Below are 22697 nucleotides of genomic sequence, written 5' to 3'. Positions count from 1 at the left end.
CCTTCCGGGAGGGGCGGAATCCCTCCGGTTTTATCCCACTTTATGCTGCGCGAACGCATTTTATCCTGCCGCTTCCGTATGCTATGATGCTCTTAGAGATGAAAAAATGAGGTGCGTGCATGAGCGACAAATTGATAGTGATCGACGGCAACAGTATAGCGAACCGGGCGTTCTACGCCCTGCCGCTGCTCAGCAACTCGGGCGGGCTGCATACGAATGCGGTGTACGGCTTTACGACGATGCTGCTCAAGCTGCTGGAGGACGAGCAGCCGAGCCACTTCCTGGTCGCGTTCGACGCGGGCAAGGTCGTGTTCCGGCATCAGGAGTACCAGGATTACAAGGGAGGCCGGGCGAAAACGCCGTCCGAGCTGTCCGAGCAGTTCCCGCTCATCAAGGAGCTGCTGCGCTCGTTCGGCATCGCGCAGTACGAGCTGCCCGGTTATGAGGCGGACGACATCATCGGCACGCTGACGCGCCTCGCGGACGAGGGCAAGCGGGATGTGCTCGTCGTGACGGGAGACAAGGACATGCTGCAGCTTGCCTCCGAGCACGTTACCGTGCTGCTGACGCGCAAGGGCATCAGCGAGGTCGAGCGGTTCACCCCGGCGCACATCGAGGAGACGTACGGACTGAAGCCGGAGCAGATCATCGACCTGAAGGGGCTGATGGGAGACGCCTCGGACAACATTCCCGGCATCCCGGGTGTAGGCGAGAAGACGGCGCTCAAGCTGCTCCATGAGCACGGCTCGGTGGAACAGGTGCTGGAGCATGCGGACAAGATCAAGGGCAAGCTGGGCGAAAAGGTGCGCGAGCACGAGCAGGACGCGCGGATGAGCAAGCAGCTCGCGACCATCATCCGGGACGTGCCCGCCGAGCTGTCTTGGGACGAGCTCAAGTACGACGGCTACGACGGCCAGTCGCTCAAGGCGATGTTCCAGAAGCTGGAGTTCAAATCGCTGCTCGAGAAGATGGACTTCGGCGGAGCGGAGACCGGCGGGGAGGAGGGGGCCGAGGCTGAGAAGCTGGAGGTCGTCGCCGTTAGCGGAGAAGAGGAGCTGGCAGCGCTGGTCGGCCGGCTGCCACACATCGCCGGCGTTCATGTCGAGGCGGTCGGCGACAATCCGCATCTGGCGGATGTGCTGGGCGTCTCCATGTTCGACGCCGAGGCGGCGACCGGCTATTACGTGCCGGTCGGCATGCTGCGGGCGGACGCCGCCGCGCCGCTGCGCCGCTGGCTCGCCGATCCGGGCGTAGCCAAGACGCTCTACGACGCCCACCGCGCCGAGGTGGCGCTCGCCTGGCAGGGCATCGAGCTCGGCGGAGCCGCGTTCGACGTCCACCTGGCCGCGTATCTGCTCGATCCGACGGAGGCGAGCCATTCGCTCGCCGCGGTGACGGCGAAGCACGGGCTGCCGGCTCTCGCCGAGGACGAGAGCGTGTTCGGCAAAGGCGCGCGGTTCAAGGTGCCGGCGGACGACGTGCTCGCCGAGCATCTGGTCCGCAAGGCTGCCGCCGCTGCTCGCCTCGCGCCGGTGCTGGAGGCGGAGCTTGCGGACAACGAGATGCTCTCGCTGCTGCGGGAGGTCGAGCTGCCGCTGTCCAACGTGCTCGCCGATATGGAGAAGCAGGGCATCCGCTGCAACGCGGACGAGCTCAAGGCGCTCGGCGTAGAGCTGCAGGAGCGCATCGGCGTCGTCGTCGAGCGGATCTATTCGCTCGCCGGCGGCGAGTTCAACATCAATTCGCCCAAGCAGCTCGGCGAGGTGCTGTTCGACCGGCTTCAGCTGCCGGTCGTCAAGAAGACCAAGACCGGCTATTCGACGGATGCCGAGGTGCTCGAGAAGCTGGCGCCGCGGCACGAGATCGTCGCGGATCTGCTTACCTTCCGCCAGCTGGCGAAGCTGCAGTCGACGTACATCGAGGGTCTGCTGAAGGAGGTGCGGCCGGAAACCGGCAAGATTCACACCTACTACAGGCAGACGATTGCCGCTACAGGCCGGCTCAGCAGCCAGTATCCGAACCTGCAGAACATCCCTATCCGGCTCGAGGAAGGGCGCAAGATCCGTAAGGTGTTCGTGCCGTCCGAGCCGGGCTGGTCGATCCTGGCGGCGGACTATTCGCAGATCGAACTGCGGGTGCTCGCGCACATTTCGCAGGATGAGCGGCTGATGGAGGCGTTCCACGAGGACATGGACATCCATACGAAGACCGCGATGGACGTCTTCGGCGTCTCCGAAGCGGAGGTCGACGCCAACATGCGCCGCTCGGCCAAGGCCGTTAACTTCGGCATCGTGTACGGCATCAGCGATTACGGCCTGTCCCAGAACCTCGACATCACCCGGAAGGAAGCCGCTCTGTTCATCGAGCAGTACTTCTCTATCTTCCGCGGCGTCCGCAAGTACATGGACGATATCGTGCTCAAGGCCCGTCAGGACGGATACGTGACGACGCTGCTCAACCGTCGCCGGTACCTGCCGGATATCAACGCCTCGAACTTCAACCTGCGGTCGTTCGCCGAGAGAACGGCGATGAACACGCCGATCCAGGGGACGGCCGCCGACATCATCAAGCTCGCGATGGTCAAGATCGCCGAGCGGCTGAAGCGCGACAAGCTGCGCAGCCGTATGCTCCTGCAGGTGCATGACGAATTGGTTTTCGAGGTGCCGAAGGAGGAGCTCGAGCTGATGCAGAAGCTGGTGCCGGAGCTCATGGCCTCCGCGCTGCCGCTCGACGTTCCCCTCAGGGCGGACGTCAGCTACGGCGCCAACTGGTACGAAGCCAAATAGCACCACGGTATGGCAATCCCCTTGAGGTTACGGTATGCTTAAGAGGATTCTCTAAAGCATCAGGAGTGACTAAGCCATGCCAGAATTGCCTGAAGTCGAAACCGTCGTCCGCACCTTGAATCAGCTGGTGACGGACAAACATATAACGAATGTCAGCGTACATTTGCCGCGCATCATTCAGCGGCCGGACGACCCGGCCGTCTTTGCCGCACTGCTGCAGGGCCAGACAATCCGGGGGATCGAACGGAGGGGCAAGTTCCTCCGTTTTCTTCTCGATGACCTGGTCCTGGTCTCGCATCTGCGCATGGAGGGCCGTTACGGCCTTTACCGGAAGGACGAGCCGGTCGAGAAGCATACGCACGTCGTCTTTCATTTCGATGACGGCACCGAATTGCGGTACCGTGACGTCCGTCAGTTCGGCACCATGCACCTATTCGCGCCGGGAGAGGAATTTGTTCAGCCCCCGCTGCATAAGCTTGGACTGGAGCCCCTTGACCCGGCGTTCACGTTCGAAGCGTTCCGCAAGGCGATCGGCGGCCGGACCACCAAGATCAAGCCGCTCCTGCTCAATCAGGAGGTCATCGTCGGCATCGGCAACATCTATGCCGACGAGGCCTTGTTCGCGGCCGGGCTCCATCCGGAGCGCGAGGCATGCTCCCTCACGAAGCCGGAGCTTCTCCGGCTGCACGAGGCCATCGTCACAACGCTGCAGGAGGCCGTCGACGCAGGCGGGTCCTCCATCAAGTCGTACGTGAACGGACAAGGGGAAATGGGCATGTTCCAGCAGCAGCTGAATGCCTATGGCCGCAAGGACCAGCCGTGTCCCCGCTGCGGCGGTGCCATCCTCAAGACCGTGCTGGGCGGCAGAGGGACGCACTTCTGCCCCTCCTGCCAGAAGCTGAAGCGCATTCCCGGCCGGCCTGCGGGGCCTCGCAACGCCGCTTCGGCCGGCAGGCGTCCGCGCGGGAATGCGGCGCCCTCGGGTTCCCCTACGCAGGGAGAGTAGAGGGCAGCCGTTGACAGGGATCCCCTCCTGGCGTGTTCCCGGTGATTCGCTCCCTTTTGGGCAGCAGCCAAAGGGCCTGCGCTCAGCATGCTGCCTACGCCTTGATTGAATCGGAAATGAGAGGCCAAGCTGCCGGTGCAGCTTGTCTTCTGCATGTCCCTTCCTGCTTCGTCACGAATGGTCTCCTATCCCCATAGGATGGGATAGACATTCGTGCAGCCCATGCGATCCTTAGGGAGGACGGGGGCGCACAGGCGGGAGGTAGTGTCATGCATCTCGTATCGCTCGTGCTGTTGGCTTTTGCCGTCAGTCTGGACGGCTTTGGCGTCGGCGTCATGTACGGACTCCGGAAGATCCGCATCCCGCTCGTCTCGCTGCTGATCATCGCGCTCCTGTCGGGAACCGTGATTCTGCTCGCCATGCAGATCGGCACCTGGCTATCGGGCTACGTCTCGGCTGAGACCGCTCGCCGGATAGGCGCCAGCCTGCTTATGGCGATCGGGCTGTGGACGGTGTACCAGACGCTGACCCAGCGGGAGGATGTAGAGGCTGCGGAAGAAGACCGGGCGTCGGTTGCGGCCACCGGGAGCGGTCTGTCGGCGGCTCCGCTCGCTAGTCCGGTCCAAGGTCTAGCGGAGGACCGATCGATCCTGCGCGTCGAGATCAAGCGGCTCGGCCTCGTCGTCCAGATCCTCCTAACGCCATCGGCGGCCGACGCGGACCGCTCGGGCAACATTTCAGCTTCCGAGGCGGGGTTCCTCGGGCTCGCGCTGTCGCTCGACGCATTCGGCGCCGGGCTGGGCGCCGCGCTGCTCGGCTTCGCCCCCTTGCTCACGTCTGCGGTGATTACGACGTTCGCTGCGCTGTTCCTCGCGAGCGGGCTGCAGATCGGACTGCGGTTCGCGGACGTCCGCTGGATGAAGCGGCTGTCGCTGCTGCCCGGCTGCGTCCTGATCGTGATGGGGCTGCTTAAGTGGATGTGAGGCGGCTGCCCGGCCATTCGATCCGGCCTGGCAGAGACGATCGATAGGTAAGGGTTACTCTCCAGCGCGGCTGCCTGCAGCCGCCCGTTTGCATAAATGACTAGTTAAGAAAGTGTGGGACCGCGATGAAGATTGGATTGACCGGTGGCATTGCCTGCGGCAAATCGACCGTAGCCGAGATGCTGGTCGAGCGGGGCGCCATTCTGATTGACGCCGACCGGATTGCCCGGGAGGTGGTCGAGCCGGGGACGCCGCTTCTTCAGGAGGTGGCGGCTGCCTTTGGGCAGGATGTGCTGCATCCGGACGGCTCTCTCAACCGCAAGAGACTGGGAGAGATCGTCTTTGCGGACGAGGCGGCGCGCAAGCGGCTGGAAGGGCTCTTGCACCCCGAGATCCGCGCCACGATGAGAAAGAGAATGGAGGAAGCCGAGAAGCAACAGCCCGACCGGCTCGTTATCGTCGATGTGCCGCTCCTGTTCGAATCGGGGCTGCAGGCAATGTTCGACGAAGTGCTTGTCGTCGCCGTTCCGCCGGACAAGCAGCTCGAGCGCTTGATGGCCCGCGACGGGTTGACGCGGGAGCAGGCTGAGCTCCGCCTGGCAGCCCAAATGCCAATCGAGCGCAAGCGGGAGCTGGCGGACGCCGTGATCGACAACAGCGGTGACCGGAGCGACACCGAGCGGCAGGTGGAGGCGTTTGTGAAGGAGAAGGGGCCTGCATGAAGAAACCGACGAAACGCCGGCGCCGCTTGCTTTTGGTTTTGCTGCCTTTTGTGCTGGTGATGGTCGTCCTGTTCTATAAGAGCACCTGGATCGGCAAGCTCATCTATCCGATCGCCTATCGGGAAGAGATTGAGCAGTATGCCGAAAAATACGGCGTGGATCCGTATCTCGTCGCCGCTATCATCCGGGTGGAGAGCAACTACAATCCCGCCACCGAATCCCGCAAGGGAGCGATCGGGCTCATGCAGCTCATGCCGGAAACGGCGGAGTGGCTGCTTGAGAAAGAAGGGCTCAAGTCCACGTACCGGGTAGAAGACTTGAACGATCCCCACATCAATATTCGGGTGGGAACGCAGTACGTGGATTTTCTGGCCGAGCGTTTCAACCAGAATCGGTTCGAGATACTGGCCGCCTACAATGCGGGGCAGGGCAATGTGCTCAAATGGCGGGATGCCGGCATCTGGGACGGCACGCTGCAGGATGTCGACCGGATTCCGTTCAATGAAACGCGGCGCTACGTAGGCAAGGTGGATTATTATTATAAGAAGTATCTGTCGATCTATGCGGACGGCCGGTAGGCAGCGGGGACGGAGCTCTATATAAAAGAAGCATCCGCCGGCTGGTGAAAGCCGCTCGGATGCTTCCGATTCCGGAAGAAGGAATCATTATTTGCCAGCCAGTTGTTGTTCAGCGATTTGCACCAGACGGCGAGTGATGTGTCCACCAATCGCACCAGTGTCACGAGTAGCCATGTTACCGTAGTAACCGTCTTGAGGAATTTGAATCCCCAGTTCTTGAGCTACCTCGTATTTCAGCTGATCCAGAGCTTGATTAGCTTGAGGAACGACCAGTACGTTGCTGCTGCGGGATTGTCCTGCACCCATGTTGTTCACCTCCTTGTCGGTTGGTAACTCTATTATGTTCCGTATTCCGGGGATCATAACAGGTAACGATTGGGTATTCCGAACGGCGGCAAAGCCTGCAAGAGAGGGAGGGAACCACGATGAAATGCCCGTATTGCGACCATGCCGGCACCAAGGTGCTGGACTCCCGGTCCGCGAATGAGAACAAATCGATCCGCCGCCGACGCGAGTGCGAGAAGTGCGCGCGCCGCTTCACGACGTTCGAGATGGTGGAGGAAACGCCGCTGGTCGTCATCAAGAAAGACGGCAGCCGCGAGGAGTTCAACCGCGAGAAGATTCTCCGCGGGTTGATCCGCGCCTGCGAGAAGCGCCCAGTCTCCGTCGAGACGCTCGAAGGGATGGTGAGCGAGGTTGAGATGCAGATCCGCAACACGGCCCAGTCAGAGGTCGAGAGCCGCGAGATCGGAGAGATTCTGATGAACCAGCTCTATCCTGTCGATGAGGTCGCGTATGTCCGGTTCGCATCGGTCTATCGGCAGTTCAAAGACATCAACATGTTCATGAAGGAGCTGACCCAAATTCTGATGAAAAACCAGGAGGAGGGGCAAGAGAGGTAGCTTGCTGAAAAATGAAATGGACCTGTTGACAGGCCCCGCATCACGTGATAATATTTATCTTGTTGCAACGGGGCCTTAGCTCAGCTGGGAGAGCGCATCGCTGGCAGCGATGAGGTCAGGGGTTCGATCCCCCTAGGCTCCACCATCAAGAACGTGACCGCATGAGGTCACGTTTTTTGTTATGTGGAGCTAGTGGGATGTTTCGAACCCCGAGGTTCGTCCGCACGGACGGAACGGGAGGGCCAAGAACGGGCGGGGTCCCCGCAAAGTAATCGGAATAGGCTTCAAAGAGTAAATCTTCACTTTGTGGGGTGCGAATACGGCGTCTGAATCTTCCGCTATGGGGTTGGCGGCGTCGAATAGGCTGCGTCAGCTATTTAATGAAGATTCATACATCCCCCTAGGCTCCACCATCAAGAACGTGACCGCATGAGGTCACGTTTTTTGTTATGTGGAGCTAGGGGATGCTTCGACCCCCGAGGTTCGTCCGCACGGACGGAACGGGAGGGCCAAGAACGGGCGGGGTCCCCGCAAAGTAATCGGGATGGGCTTCATAGGGCAGCTTCACTTTGTGGGGTGCGAATACGGCGTCTGAATCTTCCGCTATGGGGTTGGCCACATCGAATAGTCTGCGTCAGCATTATAATGAAGATTCATACATCCCCCTAGGCTCCACCATCAAGAACGTGACCGCATGAGGTCACGTTCTTGATGGTGGAGCTAGGGGATGCTTCGAACCCCGAGGTTGGTCCGCACGGATGGAACGGTTGACCCAGGGACATGCGTGGTTATGCGGGGTCCCCGCAAAGTAATCGGAATAGGCTTCAAAGAGTAAGCTTCACTTTGTGGGGTGCGAATACGGCGTCTGAATCTTCCGCTATGGGGTTGGCCACATCGAATAGTCTGCGTCAGCATTATAATGAAGATTCATACATCCCCCTAGGCTTCACCATCAAGAACGTGACCGCATGAGGTCAATTTTTTTGTTATGTGGAGCTAAGGGGATGCTTCGAACCCCGAGGTTCGTCCGCACGGACGGAACGGTTGACCCAGGGACATGCGTGGTTATGCGGGGTCCCCGCAAAGTAATCGGGATGGGCTTCATAGGGCAGCTTCACTTTGTGGGGTGCGAATACGGCGTCTGAATCTTCCTCTAGGGGGTGGCCACGTCGAATAGTCTGCGTCAGCAATATAATGAAGATTCATACATCCCATAGGCTCCACCAAATGTAAAAAACCTTGACCGTGTTAGGTCGAGGTTTTTTCTTTTTGGTGGGCGGGGGATGCTTCGAACCCCGAGGTTCGTCCGCACGGACGGAACGAGAGGTCAGGCTGCGAAGCCATGCTTCGAGTGGAGGAGTACGGCGTCTGAATCTTCCGCTAAGTCTTGGTTTCGTCGAATAGTCTGAGTCAGCTATATAATGAAGATTCATACATCCCCCTAAGCGCCATATACACTCCAAGTAAATGGAATAGATGACACTTTTTTATATTTATTTCTGAGTTTTAATTTATATGGTAAAATTGGGAATATACATTTTCGAGGTGAGGAAAATGGCTAGTCAACCTACAATTAATGGTAAGGTCGTTGAGCGTTCATACGAAGATTATCGAAACAATCTTTACTTGGTTAATCGAAGATACCAAAGGAAATTAGTTTGGGGTGTCTCGGAGAAAAGGGCATTTATTGATTCATTGGCAAATGGATATCCTGTTCCTCTTTTTTTGTTTTCAATCAGTACATATAAAGACAATGTAAGAAATGAAATAATCGATGGTATGCAGAGGCTAAATGCCATATTTTCTTTTATTGAAAATGAGTATCCTTTAGATAATGGATGTTATTTTGATCTGTCCTCGACAGCTTTGACCAAAGACCTATTGGATAAGGGAATATTAACACAAAAGAAGCCGATACTTGACCGTTCAGTATGTGTTAAAATAGTGAGTTATGAATTACCCTATTCAATTTACAATGAAAGCAATCCTAATGTTATAGACGAAGTATTCCGTAGAATTAACTCCAATGGGCAACATTTGTCTCGTCAAGAAATCAGGCAAGCAGGTGCTACGAGTGAATTTGCCCAACTTGTACGATTGTTATCTTACCAAATCCGCAGTGATGTATCGCACGACGATTTATTACTACTTTCACAGATGCAAGAGATAAGTATAAACCAAGAAAATAGTGACATTGGAATTAATGCGGACTCTGTATTTTGGGTAAAAGAAAATATTATTAACAAAGAGGATTTACGACAGTCAATGGATGAAGAACAAGTAGCAGATATCCTGGCTGCTATGGTCTTGAATCCAATTCCTCCTTCGAATGTAAGTGTCTTGGATGAATATTATGGATTTCGCAATGTAGATTCGGAACTTAGAGGACAAAGAATAGAAGATGCGATTTTAGCGACAAATCCAGAAAGATTATTAGATCAATTCCTATATGTACTTGATGAGATTAAAAAGACTTTTTATAATCGACCCAAAACAATTATTGGCCAAATGGTTGGACCGCGGATATATAAGGCTCCAAGGTATTTTCAAGTCTTATTTTTGTCGATGTATGAATTATTAGTACGACAAGAGAAAAAAATATTAGACTATGATGCGCTGTATAATAAGCTGGAGAACATAGGAAGCAGGACCATGAGTATATCTGGAGGCGGTGGTTGGTGGGCTAGTAAGGAGAAAACTGACTTGATTTCCGCCACAGCTGCTGTACTTAGTCCACATTTTGTAAATCGGACTGACGGAGATCCAATGTATTATTCTTATACAACTGAACTGGAAACGTTACTTAAACAGTCGCGTACTGAAAATAGTCAGTATGATTTTAAGCAAGGAATCTTTACTCTATCGACAGGAGTACGGAATGATGAGCTAATAAGAAAAATATTCAAAACTCTTTCAGCTATGGCCAACTTGGGCAAGAATGCTGTGGGATACATTCTTGTAGGTGTTGCTGATAATCTCGATGATGCAAAACAAATAAGTGACAGGTATCAAAGTGATTATCGGAAAGTAGGTTCCTTCTACATTACCGGGATTGATGGCGAAGTTCAAGAATTCATGAATGGAAATTATGATCGTTATTATGAAATTTTCAAAAATGCTATTAATATTATGCCGATGTCTGAGCATTATAAAAGGCAATTGGGTTCAAAAATACGCATGGTAAATTATTACTCTAAATCTGTAATAATTCTAAAAATTGTATGTGATAATGGAGCAGTTTTTTTCGGTGATGGTTACTTTACTCGATCTGGTGCTAGTAATGATCCGGTACCTGTTTCACCTGAAAGTATGCCTGCATTTTTCGCAAAGTTTTTATAATATCACAAAGTTGATTGTTCTTTGATGGTAGTTCAATTAACTTACATGGGGGAGTGCACCGCTGACAGCGATGAGGTCAGGGGTTCAATCCCCCTCCACCATCAAGAACGTGACCGCATGAGGTCACGTTTTTTGTTATGTGGAGATAGGGGATGCGGACGGTACGGCCAAGAACGGGCGAGGTCCCCGCTAAGGAATCGGAATGGGCCTCAAAGAATAAGCTTCACTTTGTGGCGTTTAGAGGCCCCTTTTCCGAATGGATCACCATGTCTCTCTTTTTCCTCCGGCTCAGCGCAAAGCTGAGCTGTGCGGCTGTTAGGCCGAGTGTAAGAAGCGAAGCCGCAAGCCAAGGATGATGCTGCAGCGTACCCGTTCCAATTACCAAATATCCTCCCGCTCCCGCACCTCCGGCAATACCGAGATGGATAACCGAAGTATTCAAGCTTAGGACGAAGTTGGCGGACTTAGGCGCTTGCTGAATCATAAAACTCTGTATGGCTGGACCGGAGGCAAACAATGCGCTGAACATGATTGCGATCATTCCGACCGAGAGCAGGGTCGAGAACGACAAGAGGGGCAGCAGCGCCAAAGTAAGCAGATGAATGACTAGGCAGGTTCCGAGCGTGCGCGAAGACCCCCACCGGTCAACCAAGCTTCCTCCGAGCTGAGAGGAGAATGCGCCGATGAAGCCGAGAGCAAGCATTAGGAAGGCAACATCCGATATTCCGAAGCCTAGTAATTGCTGTAAGTAAGGCGAAATGTATGTTAAGAATACGGAGTTTCCTCCTTCACGGAACAACGAAATGAATAAGGCGGTAAGGATAACCGCGCTCCCTACCTGCTTCAACTGGTGTGAGAATGGAACCGGGTCATCACCTTCCACAGTAGGCAAGAGACGTAGAATTCCGGTACCGACTAGGACGCTAAGCCCGCCCAGCATTAGAAAGACGGCCTGCCAATTCATCCAGTCGGCTATCGCAATGCCAAGCGGTACACCCAGGATCAGCGCGCTGCTGAAGCCCAAAATAATGGTTCCGATGGAACGACCAAGCATTTCGGCTGGTACGAGTTTTGCGGCGATGCCTAGTGAAACGACGAGGAATATGCCTGAGCTTGCTCCGAGCAGCATGCGGGAAACCATTAATGTCACGACGTTTGTACTAAAGGCAGACATTGCGTTTCCGGCGATAAAAACCGCTAGCGAACCAACGAGCAGTGACTTCCGATTCACACGGCTCGTCATCATGATTAGAAGCGGAGTAGCAATGGCAAAGGACAGGGAATAAACGGTAATTAATTGTCCGGCAGCAGCTAAGGAGATATTTACGCCACTCGCGATCTGGGGTAAAATGCCAGATACAACTAACTCAGATGTAGCAGTAAGGAATACGCCGATAGCGAGAATATAGATCAAGAATGCGTTCGTTTTCATTGTTTACCAATCCCTTCTGTTCTATTGGAATGCATTATAGTTAAGTTTCTTTATTTATGTAAGAACGCAAATCAAATGGACGTAATCCAAAATAATAGACTAGCTTACTAATAGTAAGTTGTCGGAGGGCGAATGGATAACTTAACGAATGAACAGCGATTTCCAAGTGAGAATAGGCGCCATAGGGAATCGGGATATCCTCATATTTGCTCGGTCCTAGAAATATTGGGGGCAAAATGGGCGTTTCTTGTTATCGCCGAACTGCACAAAGGGCCGCGAAGATTTCAGCAATTGCTTCGGGATGTTGCTGTTGTTCGCACGCAGTCATTGACGAATGTGCTTCGCCATCTGGAGAATAACGGGATTGTGCATCGAGAAGTGTACCCGAGCGTCCCTGTAACCGTCGAATATTCCTTAACGGAGAAAGGACTCGATTTTCAAGCCGCGCTTAAGGAGATGGAGAATTGGGCGATCCGATGGGGAGAGGGGCCTCGAGAGGAGTAAACTGTTGAAACCTTTATGGGAGTGGGTCGGTCAATGCGTGAGAGTCTATCGCTGGCAGCGATGAGGTCAGGGGCTTGGTCGCACGGACAGAACGGAAGCCCCACCATAAATAAAAAAACACGCTAAAGAAGCGTGTTTTTTACTTATGGAGGACCCGCAAAGCCTATTCGGATTCGAGGGTATGGTTGTTTCCGGTTTCACCCGGACTCGGCCTCGTTGAATTTCTCATATCTTACTTCGGCATGGTTCGTCATGATCAAGGCTTCCTGAACAAGCGTATTGTCGTGCCTGTTGATTTCCAGACGCCAGATTTCGTTTCCCCTGTACCACTTGTTCTGATTTTGGTAATACCGATGATTTCTCTCTTCTACCTTGTAAAATGCGTTCAATTCCTCGCTGCAGCTAATCGTCCCTTCTAAGAATTCATCCGTCAACCACAGATGAAACTGGAAGGATACGTTGGTCCGATTGTAAAATTGCAAATCGACATAATTGTAAAAAATACTGGTGCCTGTCCCGAAAGGCACCACCCGCCTATCGTCGGGAAAGATATCGAAGCTATGATGGTGCCGTTCTTTAATCACAAGAGGAGTGTGAAGAGCCAGCCAAAATAACATATTGGCCAACTGACATAATCCTCCGCCGGTTCCCGTTCGGACCTCACCATTCGACAGCATCAGCCCGTCGATATACCCCTTTGCCTTGGTCGGTTTCCCGACAAGCTGCCAAAACGAAAAAGTCTCCCCCGGGCGGATTACGATTCCATCGATATGGGGAAGGGCAATCGCGAGATTTTTTATTTTGTTCTCCTGCAGGATAGGATTCGAGTGAGCCAAAACTCTCCTTAAGATGGATTTATGACGTTTGCAAACAAAGCCGTAAGGCTCCGATCTTCTGTCGCGGGCATAAGGAGTGGGGGACCTTAAGAGGGCAAGCCGTCTCTTCCATATAAGCTGCTGAATCCTTGCCTTATAGAGAAAAGGAAAATAGCGCAATAAGATCTTTTTCATGGAACGAATCTCCGTTTCCTGGATAATAACCCCCACCGGCTGAACATTCCTGTTTTATTCCTTCATGTATATGAAATCCAAACTTTGTATAGAAGGAATCTTTACCTGCAGACGCCATCACCATTCGCCTTCCTATTCGGAGGTGCTAATGTATTTCCATTATATTACAATAACATTATTCATAAAACTGTATTTGAAGCATTATCATCTGATTGGTGGGTTAGGGGATGTTTTGAGCCTCCAAGGTTCGTTCACACGGAACGGAAGACTGAGGGGAGGATAAGTAATGACTTTACGAGCTAAGTGAGGCCGAGATCCATGCTGAGATTCGTCGATTGAAAAAGAGAAGTCTACTAATATTCGGGTTGTTTAGTATAGTTGCAGCCATTATCTTAGTTCCCATTATTTCTGTATATGTGTATGACAAGGTTCAAAGATATACGTTAAAACAAGAAGTAACAAAATATTTAATCGGAGAAAAAGGTTATCAAAGAGACGAAATATTGGAGCTTACAACGAAACGTTCAAAGGCCCCGCCCTATGTTATGCAAGTCGTTTTTAAAGATGAACCGGACATTATTTATACCTATTGGAAGAGGGACTCAACAATCATTCAATCCTCTTGGGGTAAGCTTTCTGGAAGGAACGATCCCTTGGATCAACCGAAACACAAAGAAGGGAATACCGGGTTCAAAGCATCTTTTTGAGATTTGTCAGAAGGAGGGGCCATGGAAACCGACTATATAAGGGACTATGCGATGTACGCAGCGATTTTCGGTATGTTTAGTTTTGTTTGGTTCGGGTGGGCTCAGGAGAAACCTAGAGAACATTGGCGCAAGTATATCGGGATTGCTTCCGGAGCTGCATTGTTAGTGTGCTTGATTGGCGTGTATCTAAGCGTGACGCATTGGGATTCGGCTACTACATTGTCAGAAAAGGGCTCGTATAAGAACTACCTAATTGTTTTCTATACGGAATTTATTCTAGCTGGCCTCGGCGCTTTTTTGTTGATCCGAAGTAAAAAAAAGGATTATGTCGCTCCGTGGATTGCATTTATCGTAGGTGTTCATTTTTTCTGGTTAGTAAGCATCTTTAAAGACCCCAGCTTGTATATATTAGCAGTCGTTATGATAGCAATTTCGGTACTCTCCCCATGGGGCTCCAACAAATTGGGCGTTGCCAGTAGTGCAATCACTGGTATAGGATCTGGTATAGCTTTATTTTGTTTTGCCATATTGGGTTTGGTTCGCTACCTATCGGCATAACAAGGATCACTAATCATTAACCAATCACTTGGCAAACGCGGCGGCAAATGCCAACAAGAACGTGACCGCATGAGGTCACGTTTTTTGTTATGTGGAGATAGGGGAAGCTTCGAACCCCGGGGTTCGTCCGCACGACCAGTGGAGGGGAGGGAACCGGGGGGGCCCTGCAAAGGCCTCGGAATAAGCCTCCAAGGATAGGCCTCACTTTGTGGGGAGTAAATAACTTCCAGTTATTGACAAGGGAATAGAAATGTTGTACCTTCGTTATGTACCCAACTGTACAAAATGAGGTGAAGAGATGGCACGTCCGCGAGAGTTTGATGAAAGGAAAGCATTAAACGATGCTTTGGACTTGTTTTGGGAGAACGGATACGAGGCAACGACCGTAGCGGATTTAGCGAAAAGGATGGGAATAAACCGGCCGAGTCTGTATGCGGCATTTGGAGATAAGCGTGGGCTGTTTGAGTTGGCCCTCAACCTGTATCAACAGAATTTTTTAAACAACTTGCAAAAGTTGTTGGAAAAAAACGGATCGGGTTTTCGAGGGATCGAAGCCGTTTTCGCCCATTTTGTGGAAGCATCGAAGAATCCGACGGCTAAACGCGGGTGCTTTTTTATCAATTCCATAACGGAATTGGCGGCACATGATGAATATATGGCGACTAGAGGACGCGTATTTCAAGAAAAGGTCTCCGGCGTATTTGAAGATGCCTTAAGGAATGGAAGGAAGACTGGTGAAATTCCGATGCATGATGACGTCTCGTCCCTTTCGCATTTTTTAACGATGGCGTTAGTTGGATTAAATGTGGTGATCAAAACTGCACCCGATGAAGCCTTTGTGCGAAATAGCGTGCGTGTCCTTTTAAGTACAATCCAATAATTTTTTTCTCATTATGTACCGATATGTACAAAATGAAAGGTGTTGAGACGTATGAAGTGGAAGCAATTGACTCGTCATGTTTGGGCGGGATCCATCTATTGGCCGCTGCCCGTGATGGTTTGGATAGTCAAAGATCGCGATGGATTAACCTTGGTGGATGGGGGAGTTCCTTCCATGTGGGGTTCGCTGCGTGAAGAGCTGCGCACCACATTCCGGGGGCATCCCCTTACTCGCATTTTGCTGACTCATGGGCATACCGACCATGTCGGAATGCTTTACGAGCTGACTGAAGAAATCGCCGTCCCTATTACGGCACACGAGATCGAACTTCCATTTCTCACCGGGGAAAGGTCCTATACCACGCTGAGAGAAGGAAGCAAGAATAAAGACATCCCGCCGTTTGCTAAGAATAAGCTGGAACCTCTAAACTTGAAAGGAGACTACGGCGGATTGATCCCTTACCCTACACCTGGACATAGCTTAGGCCATGTTGCCTATTATCATCCTGAGGATCGTATCTTGCTTGCCGGCGATTTATTTACCGCTTTTTTTGGTAAGCTTCGTAAACCGATTCATAAGTTCACGGCAAACATGGAGGAATCCCTCCAAAGTGGAGCGATTGTCGAGAGATTGCAGCCGGAGTTAACTGCCTGCTCCCATTGCGGAGTCGTGAAAGAAGCTTCGCTTCAATATAGAAATTTGGTTAAAGACCGGTCATTAGCTTGATACCCGAACTAGTTGGTTGCTCAACGGCGATGGGTAAATTAATATTTATCTAGATCCATTCCGAAATTAGGCAATTTTTATTGATATTATCCAGAAAGTCAAACTTACTTACTGTTTGTTGGTAAGGGGGGGTGAAAATATGGATCATTTTCCGAAGCAGGAAGAAATTTATGTGGAATGTACCTCGATGATTGGCGAGGTTTGGGGGATTCTGGGCATGAAACGATCTATGCTGGTTTGCTCCGTTAAGCTGAATTCTATCATAAGTAAGTAACGGATAACGTTCAGCAAAGCACAGCGTAGAATGGAGGGAAGACTACGATGCAAGAGATGCGCAATTGGGCGGGGAATTACCAATACAGTGCTGCGGAGCTGTTCGAGCCTGAGCGGATGGAGCAGCTCCAGGAATGGGTGGCGAAACGCCATAAAATTAGACCGCTTGGTTCGCGTCACTCATTCAACGGAATTGCCGATACGTCCGGCAGTCTGGTTTCACTGAAGAAGATGAATCAAGTATTAGAGCTTGACCGTTCTAGCGGAACCGTCACAGTGGAAGGCGGCATCCGGTATGGAGAGTTGGCTAGTTATTTGCACGCAAACAATTATGCACTGCATAATTTGGCTTCTCTTCCGCACATTACGATTGCTGGCGCTTGTGCAACGGGTACACATGGTTCGGGGGACCGGAACGGCAATCTCGCTACCTCCGTACGCTCCGTTGAGATTGTTGCTTCAACCGGGGATGCTATCATTTTTACACGCGGTGAACAGCCGGAAGCAGACGGAGCCATCGTCAGTCTCGGAGCACTAGGCGTCGTGACAAAGCTGACACTCGACATCGTGCCGAGCTTCGCTATCAGCCAGCTGTTGTTTGAGAATCTGGCCCTATCAAGGCTGGAAAGCCAATTCGACGATGTTTTCTCGAGTGCGTACAGCGTCAGCCTATTTACCGATTGGAGCAGCGATCGCTTCAATCAGGTGTGGTTGAAACGACTCGCCAGCGTGGATGATACGTTCGTCGAGGATGATTTCTACGGGGCGACGAGGGCCACGGTACCGCTGCATCCCGTACCGGACATTTCTGCGGAGCCATGCAGTGAGCAGCTAGGAAAAAGAGGCCCTTGGCACGAGAGGCTGCCGCATTTCCGGATGGCGTTTACTCCTAGTGCGGGAGAGGAGCTGCAAAGCGAGTACCTAGTGCCGCGAAGCCATGCCTATGCTGCGTTAGAGGCGATATTCAAGCTGCGGGATCGTATCGCTCCGCACCTATATATCTCGGAAGTGCGTACAATTGCCGCCGATCAGCTATGGATGAGCCCAAACTATCGACGTGATTCCATCGGAATTCATTTTACATGGAAGCCGCACAGTGAGGCGGTTGAGCGTGTGTTGCCGCTGATCGAAGCAGCACTCGATCCCTATGAGGCACGCCCGCACTGGGGTAAGCTGTTCACAATGGCGCCTGAACGATTGAAGTCGCTTTATGAGAAGCACAGTGACTTCCTAAGCCTCGCAGCTAGCTGCGATCCGCAGGGGAAGTTCCGCAATTCGTTCTTGGATCGGTATCTGTGGTAAAGAAGCATTGGATAGAAGATGCCATCCCGCAAAGGAACATGGCTTCACCAAGTATAAATACCTTGACCGTGCATACTGTTGTCATAGGCTAGCGGTTAAACTAGACTTGGTGGACCGGACCAAGCCGGCTTCGGATAAGACCAACTTGAAGTATACGATTATGATCCGGCAGCCCGATTTTTTGACAGAAGAGTGGTTTAGGCGGTTTCTAGAACAAACGAAAAAAAAGAAATCGAATCCGTTTCTGGAGAAGGTCCGGTTTGAGCATGTGGAAGAAGGATTGTGTTGTCAAATGATGCATCTCGCTTCGATCGAATGGAATCGTTCTGTGGAGACAAAGCAGAATAGATTGACTTTCGTGATGATTAGCTTTAGTATGGAGTCAAATGTTAGTGAGCACTAACAAACTTCCGCAAATCAAGCAGAGGAAGGTACAGATTCGGTGAACACGACGACCATGGACACGAAAAGGAAATTGATGCTGGCGGCCATCGATTTGATGGCTGAAAAAGGATACAAAGGTGTATCGACGAAAGAAATCGCAGCTGCTGCCGGATTCAGTGAGATGACCTTGTTCCGCAATTTCGGAAGCAAGCAAAACTTGCTTGAACAAGCAGTGGATCACTATCATTACTCGATTGAGATGGAAGCGCTTTTTAAAGAGAAGATCCAGTGGGATTTGCAAGCGGACTTGCTTGCCATTTGCCAAATGTACCATGAAGTCATGCTGCGAAACCGTAAATTGTTTCTTATCGTCTTAGGGGACAACGAACTATCTGGCATCCGTGAGAAGGCGGAGAGGCATCCGCGTAAATTGCTGGAGTTGTTAACGGATTATTTTCATGAGATGCAGAGGAAGAACAAAATGATCGTTACGGATGCGGAAACCCAGGCGATCACGTTCATGTGGATGAATTACGGAGCTTTCCTGTCGCAGCTATTCGGCAAGCCGATGACGAAAGTGACGCTACCGCAGTTTATGAATTCAAGTATCGAGCTATTTGTTAGAGCTTTGACCCCATAATTTTTTTGCTCAATGAGTTAGTTAGTGCTAACAAACTTACTGGGAGAGGTGTCAGGATGAAAAAATCCGAAACAATCAGAATGGTAGGGCAAACCGCGTCTGCTGGCTTCCAAATCGGGGTTCGGAGGACGCTGCCGATTTCGCCGGAGCAAGCATGGGCATTCCTTACCTCCTCGGAAGGGATGAAATTATGGCTTGGGACGGTTTCCTTCCGTGCCTTGCAGGAGGGAGAGGCCTTCCAATCCGATGAGGGAATTTCGGTACAATTCAGGGTGGTCAAACCGATGAAACAGCTTCGCCTGAAGTGGGAAAAGACAGGATGGAGCAAACCATCCACGCTGCAAATCCGGCTGATCTCCGATAAGCCCGACAGAACAACGATCAGCTTTCATCAAGAGAATCTGGAACATCCGGGGATACGGGAACAAATGAAGATGTATTGGGAAGAAGCGCTCGCTGCCATAAAGGAAAAGACAAGTCAGGAATCCTTTTAAGGGGGAGAACTACTGAATGAATAAGTTCAGCCATATCGATCTTCGGGTAAACCATTTGGGAGCCGCTCTGCCTTTTTATGAAAAGCTTCTGCCTGAATTGGGATTTACACAGACCTTTCACAGCGCGAACTGGAAGGTGTTTGCCGCTGAAGGGGAACTTCCAAGCGTCCCCTATTTCGCTATCACGGAGGATGCCGGCCATAAACCAAATGAGAATGTAATCGGGTTCTGGGCGAATGATCGATCGGAAGTAGATCGTGTTGCTAAGCTGGTAAAAGAATACGGGGGCGATGTAAACAGCGGCCCCCGGCTATTCCCGATTAGCCCGACCTATTACGCCGTCTATTTTGAAGATCCTTGCGGAAATAAATACGAAATGGTTCATCGCGTCAATTAGCCCTCATTTGTTACTGACCTTGAAAGGCTGATTGCAATTCTGCAAGGTTAAACTTTTTCATCTTCAAGAACGCCTTCGTGACGCGATCGCGTTGCTCCGTCGTGCCCTTGGCTATCATCTCTTCAAGCGATACGGGGTAGATCTGCCAAGAAAGGCCGTATTGGTCTTTGAGCCAGCCACACTGCTCGGCCTCGGGTACGGCGGAGAGTTTGTCCCAGTAGTAGTCAATTTCCTCCTGCGTCTCGCAGTTGACGATCAGAGAGATCGCCTCGTTGAAGTTAAACCGATGCTCCAGCGCGCTGTCCATCGCCGCAAACCAGGTGTTCTCCAGCATGAAGTCGGTGAACATCACTGTCCCCTCTTTGTTCGGCTCTTGGCCAGGGCCAAACCGCTGGAGTGCGCCCGGTTTGGCATTTCGGAAGATCGACAGATAGAACTCACGCGCCTCTTCCGCCTTGCCATAGTTACTGCCCACGAACAACAAGGACGGAACAATTGTGGGCCGCGGCTCTCCTTCCGGATTCGTCAGCATGAGCTGCCAAGTGACCCCGTACTTATCCAGGATCCAGCCATACCATTCGCTGAACGGGTACTTGCCAAGCGGCATAAGCGCGGTGCCGCCTATCGACAATTTGTTCCACACCTCGTCTAGTTTTTCTCTTGCATCGGGTTCCCGGGACGGATCGAAATGTACAAAAAACGAGATGGAAGGATTTAACTGAAAATGCGGTCCTGCAGAAATAGCCATAAACGGATGTCCGCAGATGGTAAACGAGACGAGGTCGCAATCGCCCGAGGGCGTATTCTTCAAGACGGTCGTGCTCGTCATTTTGGAATCCGGGAATACGGAACAATAAAAATCGGCGGCTTCTTTTGCCTCCTTATCGAACCACAGGTGCGGGGTGATGGGGCGGCGAAGAGACTTCATGATAGGTTCCTCCTTCTTGCGGAATTCGCAATTTTTAAATAATTCTAACATAAGGATAGCCATCATGTTTCTTTTCAATTGCTGTCCTGAACGGACAGCATGAACCGGTAAGGTACGGTTAGAGAACTTTACTGAACGAATAACCAAGTTTTCCGTAGCCCATCTTCGTTTCATAAAACTTATGTGCATCAACACGTGATAATCCAGATTCTAATGCCACAGTTCCGCAACCATTTAACTTCGCGTACTGATGGATATGTGCCAGTAGTTTTTCACCATACCCTTCTTCACTCATGCTCCGAAGCAAATCAAGATATGTACTTTGGTTTAGATTAGTGCGTAATTCATTCATTAATGGAAATGCATCAAGCCATTCATTCTCATGCATCAATTCTTTAATCATTTCGTTCTCCCCTCATTAGCACGAACGCCGGGTTATTCACAATGTCCTTCATAGTGTTTCCCTTCACCGGGAAACTTCCCTTCCGGCGGTGCCCAGCTTTTTTGACAAATAGTATTTATATCTACCATGGAGTAGGTGTAAAACCAACCGTTCTCGTTTTCAAACTCGACATTCAAGTGATATGGATTGTATTGCCGCCCTATTTGTCGTGTGATTTCCCATTGTTCATTTGGGTACTTTTTCTCAAGATATTGATTCAACTGTTCCATTTTCTTGGATACTTGATAATCAACCCAATAGGGACGAACAACGAAAGATACTAGTAGGATAAAAGAAATGGAAGCTGCGATGATGAAACCCAACTTCCTAATTTTATTGGGCAGAAATAACCCGATTAGAAAAAGGATACATACAAACACACCCGACATTGTAATCTCAATCACCGTTATTGGATGCAAATAACCTCCCCCTTATCATCAAACGCTCCGAATTGGAAGAGCGAAACAGGCTTGCCGGCATACGGCAGCAAGTCCGCTTTCGATTGGAACTGAACTGCCCGTTAGCACAACACGGCTGCCGATCCCCACACCGGCAGCCGCGTCATCTCTGTTTTAAGTTATAGTAGTCTTATCCTTTATCAGCAAACTTCGCTCCAAAACTTTCGGGAGTAACATCTCGAATGTGTTGCGAGAACTCCCATAAATGACCTTCTAGATCTAGCACAGCATATTGGCGTTCTCCGTATTCCGTGTCAAAAAGCTCTTCCACGATTTGAGCACCCGAAGATTTCGCGCGGCGATAATGGTCATCGACATCTTCGACGAACACCATAAGCGATAGCGTGGACACGCCGAGCTTGGCTGGACTCGTCAGCGTTCGGCCCGACTGTTTGAGCATGATCCAGGCATCGCCATGGTGCATCATGACACCATGGAGCTGTCCGTCCGGGAGCTCGATGCGGTAGTGCTCCACGAAACCAAGCACCTTGTTCAACCAAATAAGCGCATCGGGCATGTTATTATAATAGACGTGCGGAAGAACGCAATCGGTCGGTACAGAGCGGTTTTTCACCATGGAAAACCTCCTAAAGCATTTTTCTCTACCATTGCCGTTACCGGAAATACAGGTGGTTGCACTTCTCGGAAGTTACGCCGATCCAATGAACACGTTTGATACCAGGAGGCGATTCATGCCGTCAACAAGCACGGTTTAGTTATCACCGCCTACTGCCATGAAATTGTTCACTACGGTATGCGGCTCTAACTCCATTTATTTGGTCCACATGCCCACTCACATGAGCAGTATAGCGTTGTATTACGTCACTCAGAGTCATTTCGCCGAGTTCATCATGGATACCTATTTTTGCAAAAATATCATCGCTCAAACCACGCAATACTTCCGCCATTGTGCTTCGAAGCAGTTTAAAGAGTTGTAAATACGGGACGTGGTCGAGGTTACTATAATCCAGTTTTTCCGTCCAAAGATCTTGTTGCATCGTAGCGAGTAAAGGACGTTCCTCTGCTATTATTCGTTTCATTCGATTAATAACAACCGTTTCTGAATCACCTAGATGAATAATAATTTGTTTGATACTCCATTGCTCAGGTGTAGGCTTATAATTCAGTTCCTCATCTGAAACATTTTCAATGGCTTGCATGATCAAATCATAGCCTTTTTCATATTCAAAAATAAGCTGTTTCATCACAATCCTCCATCGCAAACGATTTTTATGGTTATTTAAGT

24 protein-coding genes and 1 tRNA gene are annotated in these 22697 nt (G+C 51.1%); 17 read left to right on the top strand and 8 right to left on the bottom strand.

The window, feature by feature from the left end; all coding sequences use genetic code 11:
• Positions 1 to 119 precede the first annotated feature (119 nt).
• The 5 genes from polA to KJS47_RS07300 all read left to right on the top strand — a co-directional run bounded on the left by polA (position 120) and on the right by KJS47_RS07300 (position 6075).
• On the top strand, positions 120 to 2786 hold the full coding sequence (gene polA / locus KJS47_RS07320; protein ID WP_213524050.1) for a DNA polymerase I: 2667 nt from the start codon (positions 120 to 122) through the stop codon (positions 2784 to 2786).
• A 76-nt stretch (positions 2787 to 2862) separates the two neighbouring features.
• A complete protein-coding gene (mutM, locus tag KJS47_RS07315) occupies positions 2863 to 3792 on the top strand; it encodes a DNA-formamidopyrimidine glycosylase (protein ID WP_213524049.1) in 930 nt (309 codons plus the stop codon).
• Between the two features lie 269 nt (positions 3793 to 4061).
• Complete coding sequence (locus tag KJS47_RS07310; protein ID WP_213524048.1) at positions 4062 to 4775, top strand: MntP/YtaF family protein; 714 nt, start codon at positions 4062 to 4064, stop codon at positions 4773 to 4775.
• 125 nt (positions 4776 to 4900) lie between these two features.
• The gene (coaE, locus tag KJS47_RS07305) at positions 4901 to 5497 is read left to right on the top strand and encodes a dephospho-CoA kinase (protein WP_213524047.1); all 597 of its coding nucleotides are present in this window, start codon (positions 4901 to 4903) and stop codon (positions 5495 to 5497) included.
• Positions 5494 to 6075: a lytic transglycosylase domain-containing protein gene (locus KJS47_RS07300; RefSeq protein ID WP_213524046.1), complete on the top strand. Its 582-nt coding sequence runs from the start codon at positions 5494 to 5496 to the stop codon at positions 6073 to 6075. Before coaE ends, KJS47_RS07300 begins: the two co-directional genes overlap by 4 nt.
• Positions 6076 to 6162: 87 nt before the next feature.
• On the opposite strand, the gene KJS47_RS07295 is transcribed toward KJS47_RS07300, so the two are convergent.
• Positions 6163 to 6381, bottom strand: coding sequence for an alpha/beta-type small acid-soluble spore protein (locus tag KJS47_RS07295; protein WP_213524045.1), 219 nt, complete (start codon positions 6379 to 6381; stop codon positions 6163 to 6165).
• A gap of 119 nt (positions 6382 to 6500) precedes the next feature.
• Here KJS47_RS07295 and nrdR point away from each other — a divergent pair, with 119 nt between their 5' ends.
• From nrdR to KJS47_RS07280, 3 genes are all read left to right on the top strand, one after another.
• Positions 6501 to 6977, top strand: a complete 477-nt coding sequence (nrdR, locus tag KJS47_RS07290) for a transcriptional regulator NrdR (RefSeq protein WP_213524043.1) — start codon at positions 6501 to 6503, stop codon at positions 6975 to 6977.
• Positions 6978 to 7046: 69 nt separating this feature from the next.
• Positions 7047 to 7122 (top strand) — tRNA-Ala (locus KJS47_RS07285).
• A gap of 1409 nt (positions 7123 to 8531) precedes the next feature.
• Positions 8532 to 10316: a GmrSD restriction endonuclease domain-containing protein gene (locus KJS47_RS07280; RefSeq protein ID WP_213524041.1), complete on the top strand. Its 1785-nt coding sequence runs from the start codon at positions 8532 to 8534 to the stop codon at positions 10314 to 10316.
• A 223-nt stretch (positions 10317 to 10539) separates the two neighbouring features.
• Here the strand turns inward: KJS47_RS07280 and KJS47_RS07275 are convergent, their stop codons facing one another.
• Positions 10540 to 11748 (bottom strand): MFS transporter, encoded by a 1209-nt coding sequence (locus KJS47_RS07275; RefSeq protein WP_213524039.1) that lies wholly within the window; start codon positions 11746 to 11748, stop codon positions 10540 to 10542.
• A gap of 132 nt (positions 11749 to 11880) precedes the next feature.
• Here KJS47_RS07275 and KJS47_RS07270 point away from each other — a divergent pair, with 132 nt between their 5' ends.
• The gene (locus KJS47_RS07270) at positions 11881 to 12252 is read left to right on the top strand and encodes a winged helix-turn-helix transcriptional regulator (protein WP_213524038.1); all 372 of its coding nucleotides are present in this window, start codon (positions 11881 to 11883) and stop codon (positions 12250 to 12252) included.
• Positions 12253 to 12449: 197 nt separating this feature from the next.
• On the opposite strand, the gene KJS47_RS07265 is transcribed toward KJS47_RS07270, so the two are convergent.
• Positions 12450 to 13262, bottom strand: coding sequence for a VanW family protein (locus KJS47_RS07265; RefSeq protein ID WP_213524037.1), 813 nt, complete (start codon positions 13260 to 13262; stop codon positions 12450 to 12452).
• 335 nt (positions 13263 to 13597) lie between these two features.
• On the opposite strand from KJS47_RS07265, the gene KJS47_RS07260 reads away from it, so the two are divergent.
• The 8 genes from KJS47_RS07260 (at position 13598) to KJS47_RS07225 (ending at position 19623) form a co-directional block, all read left to right on the top strand.
• Positions 13598 to 13969 carry a DUF3139 domain-containing protein gene (locus KJS47_RS07260; RefSeq protein ID WP_213524036.1) on the top strand — a complete coding sequence of 124 codons (372 nt, stop codon included), beginning with the start codon at positions 13598 to 13600 and terminating at the stop codon, positions 13967 to 13969.
• A gap of 21 nt (positions 13970 to 13990) precedes the next feature.
• Positions 13991 to 14527 carry a hypothetical protein gene (locus KJS47_RS07255; protein WP_213524035.1) on the top strand — a complete coding sequence of 179 codons (537 nt, stop codon included), beginning with the start codon at positions 13991 to 13993 and terminating at the stop codon, positions 14525 to 14527.
• A 298-nt stretch (positions 14528 to 14825) separates the two neighbouring features.
• Positions 14826 to 15407 carry a TetR/AcrR family transcriptional regulator gene (locus KJS47_RS07250; protein ID WP_213524034.1) on the top strand — a complete coding sequence of 194 codons (582 nt, stop codon included), beginning with the start codon at positions 14826 to 14828 and terminating at the stop codon, positions 15405 to 15407.
• Between the two features lie 51 nt (positions 15408 to 15458).
• Positions 15459 to 16133, top strand: a complete 675-nt coding sequence (locus KJS47_RS07245) for an MBL fold metallo-hydrolase (RefSeq protein WP_213524033.1) — start codon at positions 15459 to 15461, stop codon at positions 16131 to 16133.
• Positions 16134 to 16454: 321 nt separating this feature from the next.
• Entirely contained in the window at positions 16455 to 17708 is a 1254-nt protein-coding gene (locus KJS47_RS07240) for an FAD-binding protein (protein WP_213524032.1), read from the top strand.
• 457 nt (positions 17709 to 18165) lie between these two features.
• Positions 18166 to 18732 carry a TetR/AcrR family transcriptional regulator gene (locus KJS47_RS07235; protein WP_213525005.1) on the top strand — a complete coding sequence of 189 codons (567 nt, stop codon included), beginning with the start codon at positions 18166 to 18168 and terminating at the stop codon, positions 18730 to 18732.
• A 56-nt stretch (positions 18733 to 18788) separates the two neighbouring features.
• Complete coding sequence (locus KJS47_RS07230) at positions 18789 to 19226, top strand: SRPBCC family protein (protein ID WP_213524030.1); 438 nt, start codon at positions 18789 to 18791, stop codon at positions 19224 to 19226.
• Positions 19227 to 19242: 16 nt separating this feature from the next.
• Positions 19243 to 19623: a VOC family protein gene (locus KJS47_RS07225; protein ID WP_213524028.1), complete on the top strand. Its 381-nt coding sequence runs from the start codon at positions 19243 to 19245 to the stop codon at positions 19621 to 19623.
• A 10-nt stretch (positions 19624 to 19633) separates the two neighbouring features.
• Here the strand turns inward: KJS47_RS07225 and KJS47_RS07220 are convergent, their stop codons facing one another.
• The 5 genes from KJS47_RS07220 to KJS47_RS07200 form a co-directional block, all read right to left on the bottom strand.
• On the bottom strand, positions 19634 to 20551 hold the full coding sequence (locus KJS47_RS07220) for a VOC family protein (RefSeq protein ID WP_213524026.1): 918 nt from the start codon (positions 20549 to 20551) through the stop codon (positions 19634 to 19636).
• Between the two features lie 118 nt (positions 20552 to 20669).
• Positions 20670 to 20954: a GNAT family N-acetyltransferase gene (locus KJS47_RS07215; RefSeq protein WP_213524024.1), complete on the bottom strand. Its 285-nt coding sequence runs from the start codon at positions 20952 to 20954 to the stop codon at positions 20670 to 20672.
• A 32-nt stretch (positions 20955 to 20986) separates the two neighbouring features.
• Positions 20987 to 21412, bottom strand: a complete 426-nt coding sequence (locus KJS47_RS07210) for a hypothetical protein (protein WP_213524022.1) — start codon at positions 21410 to 21412, stop codon at positions 20987 to 20989.
• Between the two features lie 169 nt (positions 21413 to 21581).
• A complete protein-coding gene (locus KJS47_RS07205; protein ID WP_213524020.1) occupies positions 21582 to 22028 on the bottom strand; it encodes a VOC family protein in 447 nt (148 codons plus the stop codon).
• Positions 22029 to 22170: 142 nt separating this feature from the next.
• Positions 22171 to 22656 (bottom strand): DinB family protein, encoded by a 486-nt coding sequence (locus KJS47_RS07200; protein WP_213524018.1) that lies wholly within the window; start codon positions 22654 to 22656, stop codon positions 22171 to 22173.
• Positions 22657 to 22697: the final 41 nt, after the last annotated feature.

Source organism: Paenibacillus sp. J31TS4 (assembly GCF_018403265.1).
GTDB lineage: Bacteria > Bacillota > Bacilli > Paenibacillales > NBRC-103111 > J31TS4.
The sequence above is the reverse complement of the archived record's forward strand: the minus strand, read 5'-3'. Positions and strand labels throughout refer to the sequence as shown.

Bases quoted from the DNA above. Each gene is read 5' to 3' on its own strand.
- KJS47_RS07225 (WP_213524028.1), top strand. From the start codon at position 19,243: ATGAATAAGTTCAGCCATATCGATCTTCGGGTAAACCATTTGGGAGCC.
- KJS47_RS07240 (WP_213524032.1), top strand. From the start codon at position 16,455: ATGCAAGAGATGCGCAATTGGGCGGGGAATTACCAATACAGTGCTGCG.
- KJS47_RS07310 (WP_213524048.1), top strand. From the start codon at position 4,062: ATGCATCTCGTATCGCTCGTGCTGTTGGCTTTTGCCGTCAGTCTGGAC.
- KJS47_RS07295 (WP_213524045.1), bottom strand. From the start codon at position 6,381: ATGGGTGCAGGACAATCCCGCAGCAGCAACGTACTGGTCGTTCCTCAA.
- KJS47_RS07230 (WP_213524030.1), top strand. From the start codon at position 18,789: ATGAAAAAATCCGAAACAATCAGAATGGTAGGGCAAACCGCGTCTGCT.
- KJS47_RS07280 (WP_213524041.1), top strand. From the start codon at position 8,532: ATGGCTAGTCAACCTACAATTAATGGTAAGGTCGTTGAGCGTTCATAC.
- KJS47_RS07265 (WP_213524037.1), bottom strand. From the start codon at position 13,262: ATGAAAAAGATCTTATTGCGCTATTTTCCTTTTCTCTATAAGGCAAGG.
- KJS47_RS07235 (WP_213525005.1), top strand. From the start codon at position 18,166: ATGGACACGAAAAGGAAATTGATGCTGGCGGCCATCGATTTGATGGCT.
- coaE (WP_213524047.1), top strand. From the start codon at position 4,901: ATGAAGATTGGATTGACCGGTGGCATTGCCTGCGGCAAATCGACCGTA.
- KJS47_RS07200 (WP_213524018.1), bottom strand. From the start codon at position 22,656: ATGAAACAGCTTATTTTTGAATATGAAAAAGGCTATGATTTGATCATG.
- nrdR (WP_213524043.1), top strand. From the start codon at position 6,501: ATGAAATGCCCGTATTGCGACCATGCCGGCACCAAGGTGCTGGACTCC.
- KJS47_RS07300 (WP_213524046.1), top strand. From the start codon at position 5,494: ATGAAGAAACCGACGAAACGCCGGCGCCGCTTGCTTTTGGTTTTGCTG.
- polA (WP_213524050.1), top strand. From the start codon at position 120: ATGAGCGACAAATTGATAGTGATCGACGGCAACAGTATAGCGAACCGG.
- KJS47_RS07250 (WP_213524034.1), top strand. From the start codon at position 14,826: ATGGCACGTCCGCGAGAGTTTGATGAAAGGAAAGCATTAAACGATGCT.
- KJS47_RS07205 (WP_213524020.1), bottom strand. From the start codon at position 22,028: ATGGTGAAAAACCGCTCTGTACCGACCGATTGCGTTCTTCCGCACGTC.
- KJS47_RS07270 (WP_213524038.1), top strand. From the start codon at position 11,881: ATGGATAACTTAACGAATGAACAGCGATTTCCAAGTGAGAATAGGCGC.
- KJS47_RS07255 (WP_213524035.1), top strand. From the start codon at position 13,991: ATGGAAACCGACTATATAAGGGACTATGCGATGTACGCAGCGATTTTC.
- mutM (WP_213524049.1), top strand. From the start codon at position 2,863: ATGCCAGAATTGCCTGAAGTCGAAACCGTCGTCCGCACCTTGAATCAG.
- KJS47_RS07220 (WP_213524026.1), bottom strand. From the start codon at position 20,551: ATGAAGTCTCTTCGCCGCCCCATCACCCCGCACCTGTGGTTCGATAAG.
- KJS47_RS07215 (WP_213524024.1), bottom strand. From the start codon at position 20,954: ATGATTAAAGAATTGATGCATGAGAATGAATGGCTTGATGCATTTCCA.
- KJS47_RS07245 (WP_213524033.1), top strand. From the start codon at position 15,459: ATGAAGTGGAAGCAATTGACTCGTCATGTTTGGGCGGGATCCATCTAT.
- KJS47_RS07275 (WP_213524039.1), bottom strand. From the start codon at position 11,748: ATGAAAACGAACGCATTCTTGATCTATATTCTCGCTATCGGCGTATTC.